Annotated in this window: 10 protein-coding genes; 8 read left to right on the top strand and 2 right to left on the bottom strand. The window is 65.4% G+C overall.

What is annotated here, in order from left to right; translation table 11 throughout:
- The first annotated feature begins 114 nt into the window (after positions 1 to 114).
- The 4 genes from BLR24_RS01165 (at position 115) to BLR24_RS01150 (ending at position 5046) form a co-directional block, all read left to right on the top strand.
- Positions 115 to 1509: an acyclic terpene utilization AtuA family protein gene (locus BLR24_RS01165; RefSeq protein WP_093011410.1), complete on the top strand. Its 1395-nt coding sequence runs from the start codon at positions 115 to 117 to the stop codon at positions 1507 to 1509.
- Positions 1506 to 1877: an AtuA-related protein gene (locus BLR24_RS01160; RefSeq protein ID WP_093011407.1), complete on the top strand. Its 372-nt coding sequence runs from the start codon at positions 1506 to 1508 to the stop codon at positions 1875 to 1877. The genes BLR24_RS01165 and BLR24_RS01160 overlap by 4 nt, the downstream gene beginning before the upstream one ends.
- Before the next feature lie 47 nt (positions 1878 to 1924).
- Positions 1925 to 2893, top strand: coding sequence for a Bug family tripartite tricarboxylate transporter substrate binding protein (locus tag BLR24_RS01155; protein WP_093011404.1), 969 nt, complete (start codon positions 1925 to 1927; stop codon positions 2891 to 2893).
- 62 nt (positions 2894 to 2955) lie between these two features.
- Positions 2956 to 5046 carry an alpha/beta hydrolase domain-containing protein gene (locus tag BLR24_RS01150; protein ID WP_093011401.1) on the top strand — a complete coding sequence of 697 codons (2091 nt, stop codon included), beginning with the start codon at positions 2956 to 2958 and terminating at the stop codon, positions 5044 to 5046.
- Positions 5047 to 5063: 17 nt separating this feature from the next.
- On the opposite strand, the gene BLR24_RS01145 is transcribed toward BLR24_RS01150, so the two are convergent.
- Positions 5064 to 5858, bottom strand: a complete 795-nt coding sequence (locus BLR24_RS01145; RefSeq protein ID WP_093011398.1) for an NAD(P)H-dependent oxidoreductase — start codon at positions 5856 to 5858, stop codon at positions 5064 to 5066.
- 63 nt (positions 5859 to 5921) lie between these two features.
- On the opposite strand from BLR24_RS01145, the gene BLR24_RS01140 reads away from it, so the two are divergent.
- On the top strand, positions 5922 to 6827 hold the full coding sequence (locus tag BLR24_RS01140) for a LysR family transcriptional regulator (protein WP_093011395.1): 906 nt from the start codon (positions 5922 to 5924) through the stop codon (positions 6825 to 6827).
- Between the two features lie 28 nt (positions 6828 to 6855).
- Here BLR24_RS01140 and BLR24_RS01135 read toward each other — a convergent pair whose 3' ends face one another.
- The gene (locus BLR24_RS01135; protein WP_175543135.1) at positions 6856 to 7845 is read right to left on the bottom strand and encodes a helix-turn-helix transcriptional regulator; all 990 of its coding nucleotides are present in this window, start codon (positions 7843 to 7845) and stop codon (positions 6856 to 6858) included.
- 411 nt (positions 7846 to 8256) lie between these two features.
- Between BLR24_RS01135 and BLR24_RS01130 the strand changes: the two genes are divergently transcribed.
- From BLR24_RS01130 to BLR24_RS01120, 3 genes are all read left to right on the top strand, one after another.
- A complete protein-coding gene (locus BLR24_RS01130; RefSeq protein ID WP_093011389.1) occupies positions 8257 to 11940 on the top strand; it encodes a beta strand repeat-containing protein in 3684 nt (1227 codons plus the stop codon).
- Between the two features lie 89 nt (positions 11941 to 12029).
- Complete coding sequence (locus tag BLR24_RS01125) at positions 12030 to 13823, top strand: type I secretion system permease/ATPase (protein ID WP_093011386.1); 1794 nt, start codon at positions 12030 to 12032, stop codon at positions 13821 to 13823.
- Positions 13820 to 15547 carry a type I secretion system permease/ATPase gene (locus BLR24_RS01120; protein ID WP_093011383.1) on the top strand — a complete coding sequence of 576 codons (1728 nt, stop codon included), beginning with the start codon at positions 13820 to 13822 and terminating at the stop codon, positions 15545 to 15547. Before BLR24_RS01125 ends, BLR24_RS01120 begins: the two co-directional genes overlap by 4 nt.
- Positions 15548 to 15555 lie beyond the last annotated feature (8 nt).

Below are 15555 nucleotides of genomic sequence, written 5' to 3'. Positions count from 1 at the left end.
CATGAGCCCCGAAATGCCGTTTTGATTGCACGTCTCACATCATCTGAAAATCAGATCAATTGATCCGAATTTTCGATTTTACGGATGATGGCGGACTGCCTAAAGTCAGCCCCGATGAATGCCATTGCACCGCCTCCTTTGCTGATCGGCTGCGCAGCCGGCTTTTCCGGCGACCGCACCGATGCCGCCGGGCCGGTGGTCGACACGCTGATCGAGCGGCTCGCCAGCGGCCCCGCCGGGCAACGCGCTTTCCTCATTTTCGAAACCCTGGCCGAACGCACGCTCGCGCTCGCCCAGCTGCGCCGCCGCGACAACCCCGACGCCGGCTATGAGCCCTTGCTCGATGCCATGCTGAGGCCCGTGCTGGCGCGTTGCCTGGCGCACGGCATCCGCATCGTCAGCAACTTTGGCGCGGCCAACCCGCGCGCCGCGGCGCGCCACATCGCCCGCATGGCGCGCGAGCTTGGCGCCGCGGCGCCGCGCATCGCGGTGGTGGAGGGCGACGATCTCTCCGGGCCTGAACACCGCGCGCTGTTGCATGAAACGCTCGGCGCGCAGATAGAGGGGTTGCGCATCGTCAGCGCCAACGCTTACATCGGCGCCGAGCCGATTGCCGCCGCGCTCGACGCCGGCGCGCAGATCGTCGTGTGCGGCCGCGTGGCCGATCCGTCGCTCACCGTCGGCCCTGCCATGTCGCACTTCGGCTGGCGCGCAGACGACTGGCACCGGATCGGCCGCGCCACCATGGCGGGCCACTTGCTGGAGTGCGGTGCGCAGGTGTGCGGCGGCTACTTTGCCGACCCGGGCTACAAGGAGGTGCCGGGCCTCGAAGCGGTGGGCTTCCCCATCGCCGAGATCGACGCCGACGGGAACTGCACCATTGGCAAGGCCGACGGAACCGGCGGCCTCGTGAGCGAAGCCACGGTCAAGGAGCAACTGCTGTATGAGGTGCACGACCCGAGCGCCTATCTCACGCCCGACGTGGTGGCCGACATCGCCGAGGCCGAGGTGAATCAGCAACCGGGCGCGGCGGATCGCGTGGCGCTCTCCGGCGTGCGCGGCCACACGCGGCCGAGCCACTACAAGGTGAACGTCTGCCATGAAGGCGGCTGGCTCGCCGAGGGCGAAATCTCCTATGCGGGGCCGCGTGCCGAGGCACGTGCGCGGCTTGCGGCGGAGGTGCTGCGCAAGCGGCTCGATGGGCTCACGCTGCGCGTAGACCTGATCGGCGCACTCAGCATCCTGGGCGACGACGCCGGCCGCATGCTCGCGGACACGCGCGACACAGGCCTTCGCGACGTGCGCCTGCGCGTCGCGGCCACGCATGCGGAACGCGGGCAGGCCGAGCGTCTCGCGCGCGAAGTGATGGCGCTCTACACCTGCGGGCCCGCGGGCGGCGGCGGCGTGCGCACGGCGCTCACGCCACGGCTCAACACCTTGTCCTGCCTGCTCCCGCGAGAAGCGGTGCCGGTGCGCTTCGAACTGCTCGACGCGGAGGCCCTGGCATGAACACGAACACCACGACAGACATGATCGAAGTGCCGCTCTACCGCGCCGCTCATGGCCGCACGGGCGACAAGGGAGATCGCTCCAACATCAGCGTGATCGCCTGGCATCAGGATCTCTACCCGTTGCTCGCTGAACAGCTCACGCCCGAAAGTGTGTCGATGCAGTTCCGCCATCGCGCGCCGGCACGGGTGCAGCGCTTTCTGTTGCCTCGGCTGCATGCGATGAATTTCGTGCTCGACGCGGTGTTGGACGGCGGCGTCAACGATGCGCTGAACCTCGATGCGCATGGCAAGGCGCTGTCATTCCTGCTGCTCGACATGCCCATCCGCCTGCCGCGCGCACTGGCACCGCTGCTGGCAGGGCCGTAGCAGCTGCGCCTTCCTTTTTTCCTAGCCATCCATTCGGAGACAAAACAATGAAACGACGTACCCTGACCCTCTCTGCCGCCGCGCTCGCCCTGGCGCCGCTGCTGGGCCATGCGCAGCAGGCCTTTCCTGAAAAACCCATCACCTTCATCGTGCCCTTTGCGGCCGGCACGGCCACCGACCAGATCGCACGCGCGCTGGGCAACAGCATCACGGCAGAAACGAAGCAGCCCGTCGTAATCGACAACAAGGCCGGCGCCAGTGGCTTCATCGCCTCGCAGCAGGCGGCCAAGGCCGCGGCCGACGGCTACACGGTGCTGATCACCACCAACACCACGCACGCCGCCAACGAGCACCTGTTCAAGAAGCTGCCCTACGACCCGGTGAAAGACTACGCGCCCATCACCGCGCTGGGGAAGGGCGGCCAGATCATGGTGGTGAACCCATCGTTCCCGGCCAAGAGCGTGGCCGAGTTCGTGGCGCTCGCGAAGAAAGAGCCGGGCAAGTACAGCTTCGGCAGCGGCAGTTCGTCGAGCCGCATGGCGGGCGAGCTGCTGCAGCAGATGGCCGACATCAAGCTGCTGCACGTACCCTACAAGAGCAACACGCTGGCGGTCACCGACCTCTTGGGCGGGCAGATCCACATGATGATTACCGACGCGGCCACCGGCCTGCCGCAGGTGAAGGGCGGCAAGCTGCGCGCACTGGGCGTCTCGAGCGCCGCGCGTTCACCGCTCGCCCCTGATGTGCCCACCATTTCCGAAGCCGGCGTGAAGGGCTACGAGATGGGCTACTGGTTCGCGGCCTATGCACCCGCGAAGACGCCGCCAGCCGTGGTCAAGCGGCTGAACGAACTGCTCGTGAAGGCTGCGAAGAGCGAGTCCGCCAAGGCTGCTTTCTACGAACCCACCGGCACCGAGGTGTTCACCACCTCGCCCGAAGAGCTCGCCAAGTTCCAGACGGCCGAGTCGCAGAAGTGGGGCCGCATCGTGAAGGCCGCCGGCATCGAAGCCGAGTAGAGCGCGCGCTGGCCGTAACGGAGATCGGCACCGCACAAATACCTCAACGAAGGAGACAACCCATGAAACGCTGGAGCCTGTTGGCTGCCACGGTGGCTTCGGCCGCCCTTTTTCTGAGCGCTTGCGGCGGAAGCGGCGGCGGTGGAGGCGGTGGCTTCGTGCTGCCGCCGCCAGGCGCGACGACACCACCGCCCGCGGCCTCCGAAGCGCCGAAGTTCAAGCTCGCCATCACGAAGACCGAGGACGTTGCCGGCACCTTCGGCAGCGTGGGAGCCTACGAGAAGATCACCGGCACCTTCACGGGCGAAGTCGATCCCAAGGACGCGCACAACGCCATCATCCAGGACCTGTCCCTTGCGCCGCGCAACGCCAACGGCAAGGTGGAGTACAGCTCCGACTTCGTGCTCTTCAAGCCCAAGGACATGGGCAAGGCCAACGGCGTGCTTCGCTACGACGCACCCAACCGCGGCAACATCGTCAACCTCGATCCGTACTTTGCGTCGCGCGGCTACGTGTTCCTCACGGCCGCCTGGCAGGGCGACGTGCCGGCTGCGGCGGGCAAGCTCACGCTCCAGGTGCCGGTTGCAAAGAATGCGGATGGCAGCACCATCACCGGCACCTACCGCGCCGAGCTGTTGCCCACGGCGGCCACCAATGATTCGCTGCCGCTGCCCGGCGGGCCGTACAACTCGGCGATGCAGGCCTATGCAACGGCGAGCCTGGACAACACGCAGCCCGGCTACGTGCTCACGCGTCGCATCAACGAAGCCGATGCGCGCCAGCTGATTCCTGCGAGCGACTGGAAGTTTGCCAAGTGCAGCGCCGCCGCGCCGTTCCCCGGCACACCGGACGAAACGAACGTGTGCCTCAGGGACAAATGGGACCCGGCCTACATGTACGAGCTGGTCTATGTCGCAAAGGACCCGAAGGTCATGGGCCTGGGGCTCGCGGCCGTGCGCGACATGATCGCCTTTTTCCACCATGATGCGAGCGATGCCGCAGGCACCGCCAACCCGGTGGCTGCCGCCATCAAGAACACCATTGCGTCCGGTGTGTCGCAGTGCGGCAACTTCATGAAGACCTTCGTCCACCTCGGCTTCAACGAGGACCGGGCGGGGCGCAAGGTGTTCGACGGCGTGTACGCGCAGATTGCGGCGCGGCAGACCAACATCAACATGCGCTTCTCCATCCCCGGTGGCGGCGGAGGCGTGCGCACCGACCACACGGCCTTTGGCCAGGCCGGCACCCGTGGGCTGTCGAAGGACTACGTGGACGACGTGGCCCAGCGCCGCGGCGGAATCTTGTCGCGCTGCGAGGCGAGCGGCACCTGTCCCAAGCTCTTCATCGGATTCAGCGGCACGGAGTTCTTCGTGCTGCAGGGGTCGCCGCTCCTGACGGATGCCTGGGGCACGGCGGACCTCGTGCAGCCCGGCAACGCGCGCATCTACTACTACGCGAGCACGCACCATCTGCTGGGGCTTCCGTCGCTTCCTGGCGCGAGCGCGGGAGCGCTCTACGCCACCAACGCGAACGCCGGCGTGGTGCCGGTGGTGCGCGCGCTCTACCAGAACCTCGAAGAGTGGGTCGTCAAGGGCACCGCGCCGCCCGACAACCAAGTGCCCAAGCTTGCCGATGCCACGCTGGTGCGGCCACAGCAACTCAAGTTTCCGGCCGTTCCGGGTGCCGCCTACACGGGCCTGGTCAACACCTATTCATTGCTCGACTGGGGGCCGAACTACCGTCCGCAGGACGAGAGCGGCATTGCCACGCAAGTGCCGCCGGCCTACCTGGGCCGCGACTACGCGATTCTCGTGCCGCAGGTGGATGCCGACGGCAACGACATCGCAGGCATCCGCAGCCTGGACGTGGCGGTGCCCGTGGGCACCAACACGGGTTGGAACTACACCAACAAGCCGGGCACCATCGACCTGGCCGGCCTCTTCGGCTCGTACTTTCCCTTTGCCAAGACGTCGGCCGAACGATCGGGCAGCGGCGACCCGCGGCCTTCGCTCCAGGAGCGCTACACCGACCAGGCCGGCTACGTCGCGGCCGTGACCGCCGCCGCCAACGACCTGGTCGCCAGGCGATTTCTGCTGCAGGTGGATGCCGATGCAGCCATTGCGAAGGCAGCGGCGAATCCGGTGCTGCCGTAGCGCGCTGCTGCTGTCCGCTATCGCGCGTTCCTCTCCGATGCGGTGTGCACCGCAAAGCCCGCTTCACCCGGCGCAATGTCGTCGCGCAAGGTGAGGGCGGGAATCTCGTAGTCGCCGAAGTTCTGCGGTCGAAACGGGATCGGATCGGTGGTCCACAGCGTGTCGAGCCGGCAGCCCAGGTCGTCGGTGATGCGCCCGTAAGCGTCGGCATCGACCTTGCCGGTGCGGTACACCACGAAAGGCGGCAGCACCTCGAAGCCCGGGTAGTACAGGATGCCGTGGTGAATGGGAAACAGCAGGTCGTCCATCGGCCCGTTGATGCCGCGCGCGCCGTAGTGCGAGGCCCAGCCGCCGGCCGTGACCACGAGCATGGCGCGCTTGCCGGCCATCACGCCCTGGCCGAAGCGGTCGCCCCAGTGCCTGTCGGAATGCTCGCCCACGCCGTAGCCAAAGCCATAGGCATAGACGCGGTCGACCCAGCCCTTGAGGATGGCCGGCATCGTGTACCACCAGAGCGGAAACTGGAAGATCACGGCGTCGGCCCACAGCAGCTTGGCCTGCTCGGCGGCGACTTCTTCGCGCTGGGTGCCGGACTCGAAGGCGCGCAGCGAATCCGCGATGGGATCGAAGTGGGCACCGGGCTCGAGGTGCGCAAAGTCGTCGGCGGCCAGCGTCGCTTTCCATCGCATGGCGTAGAGGTCTGACACGCGGACTTCGTGTCCCGACTGCGCGAGGTGTTCGACGATGAACTGCTTCAACGATCCGTTGAGCGAGCGGGTTTCGGGGTGGGCATGAACTAGAAGGATTTTCATGCACGCAGGTTAGGGGTCACCAAGCTATATTGGAAATGAATAATCAGAATTCCAGGAATAGCCATGGACAATTTCAGCCGGCTCGACCTCAACCTGCTGCTCACGCTCGACATGCTCTTGGCCGAGCGCAGCGTGACGCGCGCGGCCCAGCGCCTGAACCTGTCGCAGCCTTCGGTGAGCGTGCAGCTCGCCAGGCTGCGCGAGGTGTTCAACGATCCGTTGCTGGTGCCCGCCCAGCGCGGCATGCGGCCCACCGCGCGCGCCGACGAACTGCGCGAGCCGTTGCGCGAAGCGCTGGAATCATTGGGCCGCGCGGTGGCGCCTACGAAGCCGTTCGACCCCGGGGAGGCGACCACCACCTGGCGCGTGGCGGCGGCCGACTATGCCGAGTCGGCGATCCTGCTGCCCGCGCTCGCAGGGCTTCGTGCCGCCGCGCCGAACACCCGGCTGGCCGTGGTGGAGGCGGTGCCCTCGCGCATGGCAAGACAGCTGGAGCAGGGGGAGCTCGACCTGTTCTTTCACACCAGCGTCGGCGCGCCGCCCGGGCTGCACCGGCGGGTGCTGTTCAACGAACGCTACGTGCTGGCCGGTCGCGCTGGCCATCCACGACTGAAACGCCGGCCCACGCTCGCGCAGTTCTGCGCACTGGAGCACGTGGTGGTGTCGCTCGGCGGCGGCGGCTTTGCCGGGCCCACCGACGATGCGCTGGCCGAAAAAGGCGTGGCGCGGCGCGTGGCGCTTTCGGTGCCGCACTTTCTTTTCATGATGTCGGTGCTGGCCGGCACCGACATGGTCGCGATGCTGCCCGAGCGGCTGGCGCGCGGGGCGCCCGGGCTGCGCGTGGTGGAGGCGCCACTGGAAGTGCCGGGCTTCGAGATGGCGATGCTGTGGCACGAGCGGCGGCACCGGGACCCGGCGCATCGCTGGCTGCGGGAGCGGATTGCCGCAAGCCTGCAGGCGCCCGGCTAATTGCCCTGAGACCTGAAGATGCTCTTCATCACCGGCCCGGCACCGTCGAGATGACATTGGGCCACCCGGCGTGGCAGGCAAGCTGCGAGACGATCGTCGGCGTGGCCGTTTGCAGCAAGCCGTCGTCGTCCATCGAGCCGTCGAGGTGATAGGAGATCCGGGGAAACTGCCCGGCGAACATGTTCTTGAAGTAGCCCGCATGCGGCGCGGCATTGGGCTTCTCCACGGGATATCGCGAAGCCGCAGGCTCGACATGCGGCATGAGTCTCTCAGGAAGCGGTCCTGCCAGCCCGGGCCGCGCGAGATGCCAGCGCCGGCTGTGCTGCCCCTGCTTCGCGAACACATGCGCCAGGTGCTTCTTGACCGTGTTGACGCTGATGCCGAGCTGCTCGGCAATCTGCTTGTTGGACATGTCGAAGTTCATCAACGAGAGCACCTCGTGCTCTCGCGCGGTGAGCCGTACTGCAGGCGGTGCCGCAAGTGCCGAACGTTGGCCGGCCACCGCCAACCGCAGCACCGACAGGTAGAGGGCCTGCAACACCGGGTTCGGAAAGCCCAGCGTGCCTACCAACACGGCATCGAGCGATTGCGCGAACTGGTCTGCGCTTGCTCCCCACTCGACGCAGCCGCGCGCCTGGATCCGAATCGCCGCATCCAGCCCTTTTGTCGAGGGATGCTCCCAGCCAAGGAGCCAATCGGTGCCTGGAAAGCTGCGGCGCAGATCGTCCAGCTGGCCAATTCCCTCCGTCGAAATCAACGCGATGTCCACCAGCAGCAGGCGCGGCACTCGTTGCCGGCAGCAGGCCTCCAGGTCGGCAATGCTGTCCATCTCCGCGTGCTCGATCCGGTACATCCGCTCGGCCCGGTGCCTCGACGCCAGCAGGCCCGGTTCGAACAACGCGGATGCGCGGTTCCAGCAGCTTGCGATCAGGACTGAGACACAGGCTTCCAGCGCGGGGTGCGCCGCAGGAGGCGGGATCTCGAGCCAGGCGGGTTGAAGACTGCTCGCTGTGCGCAACGCGGGGAACGCGAATGGCGACAGCGGGCGAGAGCCTTGCGTTGACGGCTGCGAACCTGCGCGCCATGCAGATTCCAGCCCCTCAGACGAGCGTGGGACTTGTTTCATGCTTCCCCCGGGCGTTTGTTGAGTGGGCCCTTAAATTAATGATAAAGGGTTACACAGGTATCCGGATTGATTCCCGGCTGTTGCAAGGTATCGAGATGTATGCCGGGTCAAACCGCGAACGACCGGCGCGGCGCGTCACCCTTTGGGTGACAACTTTCGACCTATGGACAGTGCGCGGGGCCGCGGTTCAGCATCGTCTCCCCTTTGCTGATAAGTGAACCTGGTCAATTGCCAGCGAACGCGGCTCGTTCGGAGTTGCGCTGTTCTCCGTCGGCGTTTTTTTAACCAACTCGAGGAGCGTTCATGCCTGCGTTCACCTTTACACCCGGCTCGTCCGTCACTCTGGACGAAACCGCCAGTTTGCAGAACCTCGTCGCTACCCCCACGCCTGCGGAAGACGCTAACGACAACGACATCCTCGTAACTTCGCTGCCGGGCGTCTTCACCACCCGCCTGACGGCCGTAGGTGCGCCAGCCCCAACCAAAGCCGCCCTGAGTGGCTATACGGGGGCAGTGGGCAACACAGGCGCCAACGCATTCACGTTCAGCGGCACCGGCGCTTTCACCGGTATGTCATTCACGGACTCAGGTGGCGCTCCGCTCAATGGTTTGGACAGCGGCCTCAATACCGCCGACGGCGAAGACATCCTCCTTTACACCGACACGACCAACAACAACGTCGTCTATGGGAAGGCCGGCACTGTCATCGTATTTGCGGCCTATCTGGAGGAGACGGGAACCCCGGTGACGGGCGCAAAGATCTGGATGGTTCAGTATGAAGCGATATCGAACCCCGATGCGGCCAACGCCGACGATGTAGTCGACCTGACTGGCAAGGTCTACGTCAGTGTCAGCCAGGATGCGGAGTTCAACCTCGCGAACGCGCCATCCGGCCAGAACCTGTTCCTGATGTTCACGAAGAGCAACCCGACGATCGTCGACGGCCGGATTACCGACGTGACGATCATCGCGACGGGGAAGGACCCGGCAAATCAGTCCGGCCCCAATCCCAACATCACCACCGACGACATCAACATCACGACCGGCGACACGATCAACACCAGCCAGGCTGGCGGGCCGACCACGTTCGGCTCCAACAGTCAGATGATCACCGAGCAGGAGGGCATCCGCTTCACGTTCGTGACCGGCGCCAGGGCGGACGTCACCATTCCGAACCTGGACCAGAACGAGGCCGATCTGGAGTCGAACATCGACTTCACCGGCATGTTCGTCGGAGCGAGAACTGCTGATTTTGACATTGTGCAGTTGCAAAGCGGAAAGAGTGCCCAGGTCAAGGTCACCGCATACAGCACGGTGGTTGAGTCCGGCAACAGCTTCATCGATGGCTATGCGAACGACTCGGTTGTTCTTATCACGAGCGTGCGCGTGCTCGACTCCGTCACCGGGACGGCTCTCGAAACCTTCGCAAACGGCGCCGAGGGCGCACTGAGTACGACCATCGCCATCAGCATCACCAACGGCGTCGCGCTGATCACCGGCGTCAAGGCCGGCTACTCGATCGAATACACGACGTCGGCAGACCACAACCGTGTACTCGTCGAAAACGGGGCGGCCACCAATGCCTCGGGCAACACCCACGCGGACTTCGACATCGGGGGGTTCCGGCTGATGCAGGTTTCCGCCGCAACGTCAGAGGTCGGCTCGATGATGAACTTCGAGGACGACGGCCCCTCGCTCGCGCTGGCAACGCCCACAGACACGGCGCTGGTCGGCACGCAGGATGCCGACACCATCGGAGCAGCCACCGACTCCGCCACCACGAACTTCGCGACGGCCTTCAGCGCGAGCTCGAGCAGCTATGGCGCCGATGGAGCGGGCTCCACCGGCTCGGCCTTCGCTCTCGGCGTGAAAACGCAAGGTGGCGACTCAGGGCTCAAGAGCGATAGCGCGACCATCTACCTGTACCTGGTGAGCGGCAAGGTCATCGGTTCGACATCCGGCACGCAAGCCGGAATTCTTGCCACCAACACCATTTTCGACCTGGCTGTAAGTGCAAGCGGCGCAGTGACGCTGCAGCAGTTCGCAGAAATCGACCACGCGCTGCCGGGGGCTTCGTCGAACTACGCGGCCCAGCAGGCCACGATGGCCGACGATCTGGTCACGCTGTCCGATACGGTGACGCTCACCGACCAGGATGGCGATACGGCCTCTGATTCAGAGGTGCTCAACATCGGTGCCAACATCAAGTTCGACGACCACGGCCCGTCCATCTTGCTGGCAACGCCCACCGATACGGCGCTGGTCAACACGCAGGACGCCCAGACCATCGGAGCCAGCACCGACTCCTCCGTCCAGAGCTTCGCGAGTGCCTTCGGCACGACCTCGAGCAGCTACGGCGCTGATGGAGAGGGCTCTACCGCCTCGACCTTCGCGCTGTCCACGCCGGGCGGGGATTCAGGGCTCACGAGCGACGGCGCGGTCATCAGGTTGTACTTGGTGGGCGGGAATGTCATCGGTTCGACGGCCGCCACCGCGGGCGCGATCACGGCGGGCAACACCATCTTCGACGTCGCGGTCAGCGCGGCCGGATCGGTGACCTTGCAGCAGTTTGCCGAGATCGACCACGCGCTACCGGGCGTGGGGTCCAACTATGCGGCCCAGCAGGCCACGATGGCCGCCACATTGATCACCCTGACCAATACCGTGACGCTCACCGACGGAGATGGCGATACCGCCAGCGATTCGAGGGTGCTCAATATCGGCGACAACATCAAGTTCGACGACCACGGCCCGACGGTGACGGCCATCTCCGATCTCACCGGAGCGAACGACGGCCTACCCATCGCCGGAACGTACAACTTCTCCGTGGGCGCCGACGACGTGGACAACGCGTCGACTGACGGCATCGTGCTGAACAGCCTGAGCGGCACGACCGCCGGCGGGCGGCCCATTACCGATGCGGCCGTCACGCACTTCGCCGAGGACGGCACCACGGTCACCTACCACTTCAGCTTCAACTTCTACGCCGGGCCAACCTCGACCACGACGCAGGCGGCAACCGGCACGGTCATCTTCAACAAGACGGACGGTACCTTCAGCTTCGACCTGGACCAGATCTTCGGTGGACAAACGACGTTCTCTACCAGTGCGCCGATGGCTTCCTTCAACTACGACACCGAAGGCAACAACTCGCCCGAAATCGTGGTCCAGCAGTACAGCAGCGACTTCTTCGGCGTGCTGTCCGCCAGGGCGGCCACGCCGCCGAGCGACACCAGCGACCTGGTATCAGGCGGCGATCACGTGTTTACGGCGGGCGAAACCTTCAACAGCGTGAGCGCCGGTTTTGTCAATGTCGCGACCAACACCCTCGGCGTGAATTCCGACACTGTGCAGGCCGGCGAGTTGCTGAATTTCGACTATTACAGGTCGAATCCGGTGAGCAACCCCAACCTGACGAGTCCGCCGCAACGGCCCAACGCGGCCGTCGTCGGCACGGACAAGGCCTATGCCGACGCGATCAACATCACGATCGATCAGATCACGGACGGCGAAGACGTGGCTGTCTTGCTGAAGTTGGTCAGCAAGACGAACAGCAACGACACGACGACCACGCTCCTGATTGCCAATTCTGCGACGGACTATCAATCCGCCGGAGGAGGCATGAAGATCGTCAGCATCGGCACGGACGACTACAACAGCGCCGTCTACAAGATCGCCGGCGTGCAGGTCATGAGCAGCACCGAAGACATCACCGGGACGGGCGTCAGCCTGAGTACCCACGGCTCGGCGAACCTGACCGCGACAGGGATGAACTATGCCGATACGGCGGACAACGACGTGTTCAAGATCATCAAGATCGACGTGATCACATCGACGACCATCAACTCGGACGTGGACTTGAACTTTGGGGGCCGGCTGATCGACGGCGATGCCGACTACGCGACCTTCGACTTCGACGTGCACCTGGAGATCGATGGCATCGCCAACCTGATCGCCTCAACCAACCAGACGGAGCCTATCGCGTAACCAGCTCTTGACGAGGGGGCGGCAGGAATGCTGCCCCTTGCCGCTTGGCCTGTGTCAAGGCGTAGTGAATTCGAAATCTGAGAGGTGGCATGAAACCTCAGGAAAAGTCCGGCGAACTGCTTCAGGCGGTCACAGCGCTCCGCTCCTACTTCGTGCGGGCGGCCTGGTTCAGTGTGTGCTCCGGCCTTCTTTTGCTGGCTCCGAGCGCGTACATGCTGGAGGTGTATGGGCGGGTCGTGAACAGTCGCAGTGCGCTCACGCTGGCCATGCTGACGCTGCTGGTGCTGGCCGCTTTCTGCTTGATGGAAGTGCTCGACTGGGCACGCGCCGAGGTGATGTACCGCGCCGGGCAGCAGCTCGATCGGAAGCTGCGCAATCGCGTGTTCGTCGCCGTCTTCGAAGCCGGTCTCAAGCGGTTGCCGGGCGGAACCGTGCAGCCGCTGAACGACCTTCGCACCTTGCGCGAGTTTCTCTATTCACCTCCGCTGCTGGCGCTCATGGAAGCGCCGGTTGCACTGGTCTTCATGGGGCTGATGTTTGCCATCAGCCCGGTGCTGGGCTGGTCGGCCGTCGTGGGTTCGCTGCTGCAGGTATTCATCGGCTGGCTCAACGACCGCAACACGCGTCCGCCGCTGGTGTCGGCCAATCGATGCGCGATCGAAGCCCAGCAGTATGCGGACGCCGCGCTCCGAAACTCCCAGGTCATCGAGTCGATGGGCATGCTGCGGGACGTGCATCGCCGCTGGATGGGCAAGCGGCGCGATTTTCTGCAGCGCGAGGCCGTGGCCTCGGACAGCGCGGGGAGCTATCAGGCCGTCAGCAAGTTCTTGCAGATCACCACGGGTTCCCTGCTGCTCGGACTGGGCGCCTGGCTGCTGCTGAAGAACCAGCTCAACGGCGACGCGGGAATGATGGTGGTCGGCTCGATCCTGGGCGGCCGGGCCCTGGCGCCGCTGGTGATGCTGGTGGCGCAGTGGCGCACGGTGGTCAATGCGAGCGATGCATGGCAACGCCTGGGCAGTCTGTTGAGTGCCATTGCGCCGCGGCCGGAGACCATGCCCTTGCCGCCGCCCAAAGGCGCGCTGCATGTCGAAAACCTTGTCGCAGGCGCTCCGGGCGGAGGCTCGGCCATTCTGAAGAACGTGGCCTTCAGCCTGGCGCCCGGCGAGGTGCTGGCCGTCGTGGGTCCCTCTGCCGCGGGGAAGACAACACTGGCACGGCTCATCGTCGGCCTTTGGCCTGCGGCGAGCGGCAAGGTGCGGCTGGACGGCGCGGACGTGTTCGCGTGGGACAAGACCGAACTCGGCCCGCACATCGGCTATTTGCCGCAGGAAGTGGAATTGCTCGAAGGCACCATCGCCGAAAACATTGCACGCTTTGCAGAGGTGCGGCCTTCGAAGGTCAAGGAGGCCGCGGTGGCCGTCGACCTGCATGCCTACATCACGAGCCTTCCGCTGGGCTACGACACCCCGATAGGGACCGAAGGCGCGGTGCTGTCGGGCGGGCAGCGGCAGCGGGTCGCGTTGGCGCGCGCTCTTTACGGCGAGCCCGCGCTGGTGGTGCTCGACGAGCCGAATTCGAGCCTCGACGACGCCGGCGACGCCGCGTTGGCGGCCGCCATTCTGAAACTCAAGGCGCGCGGCAGCACCTTCGTCGTCATGACGCACCGCACCAGCGTGCTGGCCGTGGCCGACAAGATGCTGGTGCTGTCTGACGGCGCGATGCAGGGATTCGGCGCACGCGACGAGGTCTTGGCCGCGCTGCAGAAAGCCGGTGAGCAGGCGATGGACCGAATCCGCAAGGCCGCAAACCAGCCTGTGTCGAGACAGCGCGATGCCGACAACGCCGCGAGCGTCGCGCCAGAGCCGAGCCCACAGCCATGAACAAACCTTCGTTCTTCAGCCGCAGCGAACTGGCGCGCGCTCTTTGGGGGTTCCGAAGGGAGTTCCTGCTGGTGGGCTCGCTGAGCTTCCTGGCCAACCTGCTCATGCTTGCGCCGACGCTGTACATGCTGCAGATATTCGACCGCGTGTTGTCCAGTCAAAGCGAAATGACGCTGCTCGCGGTGTCCTTGATCACGCTGCTCCTGTTCGTGGCGCTGGCCTTGTCGGAATGGCTGCGCTCGCGCCTGCTGGTGCGGGCCAGCCTGCGCTTCGACCGGCAGCTGAGCACCCGGGTGTTCAACGGGAGCTTCCAGGCCTATCTCGGCCAGGCGGCGTCCACGAAGTCCAAGCCCTTCGCTGACCTCAACCTCATCCGCCAGTTCTTTACCGGCTCGGGCGTCTTCGCGCTATTCGATGCGCCCTGGACGCCGATCTACATCGCGGTGATCTTCGTTCTCCATCCCTGGCTCGGCGTGCTGTCGCTGGGGTTCGCGCTGGTCCAGGCCGCACTGGCGTGGTTCGGGCAGAGGCAGACCGCCGCACCCGCCGAAGAGGTGCAGAAAGCCGCGGGCGAAACGATGGGCGACCTGCAGGGGAAGCTTCGGAACGTCGAGGTGCTCGAATCGATGGGCATGATCGCCAACCTGCAAAAGCGCTGGAATCGCCAGCATGCGGGCTCCATGGACAAGGGCGCTTTGGCGCAGGGCTTCATCAACCGCGTGGCCGGCTGGAGCAAGTTCATACGCTACAGCCAACAGTCGCTCGCATTGGGGGCGGGCGCGCTGCTGGTGATCGATGGCCAGTTGTCGCCAGGCGCCATGATTGCCGCGAACGTGCTGATGAGCCGCGCACTGGCGCCCATCGACCAGCTGGTCGGCACGTGGCGCGGCTTTGTCTCCTGCCGCGGCGCATTCCAGCGCCTCGAAAGACTGTTGGACGAATTCCCCCGGCAGGAAAATGTTCCTTCCCGGGCCGCACCGACCGGCGCCATCAGCTTGCAAGGCGTTTCTGCAGGGGCCGCGGGCCGTCCGGCACCCATCCTCAAGAACATTTCGTTTGCGGTTCCCGCAGGAACCGTGGTCGCGGTGCTGGGCCCTTCGGGCTCGGGCAAGTCGACGCTGGCGAAGGTCATGGTGGGCATCTGGAGCGCGTCGTCCGGCGCGGTGCTGCTCGACGGCGATCCGATCGGTGGCTGGAATCGTCTGGAGCTGGGGCCGCACATCGGCTACCTGCCGCAGGACGTGGAGTTGTTCGGCGGCTCCATCGCCGAAAACATCGCGCGGCTCGGCGAGGTCGACTCGCGCAGGGTGATCGAGGCCGCAAGCAGCGCTGGCATGCACGAGACGATCCTGCGCTTTCCGAAGGGCTACGACACCCTCATCGGCGATGCAGGCAGCCTGCTTTCGGGCGGTCAGAGGCAGCGCATCGGGCTGGCGCGTGCGATCTATGGCGACCCTTCGCTCATCGTGCTGGATGAGCCGAACGCCAACCTCGACGACGCGGGGGAGGCCGCACTGGTGATCGCCATACGGCAGTTGAAGGCCAAGGGAAAAACGGTGTTCCTGATAACGCACCGCCAGGGCGCGGTTGCCGTAGCCGACCGCCTCATGGTCTTGAGCGATGGCGTACTGGCCGCGGACGGGCCGCGCGACGCCGTGCTGGCGTCTTTCCGTCGCCCTCAGCTTGCTGCCGTGCGAACGGCGGCCCTGGTGCAGTCGGCTTGAGCCGGCGC

This window comes from Variovorax sp. OV700, assembly GCF_900099805.1.
Classification (GTDB): Bacteria; Pseudomonadota; Gammaproteobacteria; order Burkholderiales; family Burkholderiaceae_C; genus Variovorax.
Note: the sequence above shows the minus strand (reverse complement) of the source record. Positions and strands in the feature narration are given on the sequence as shown.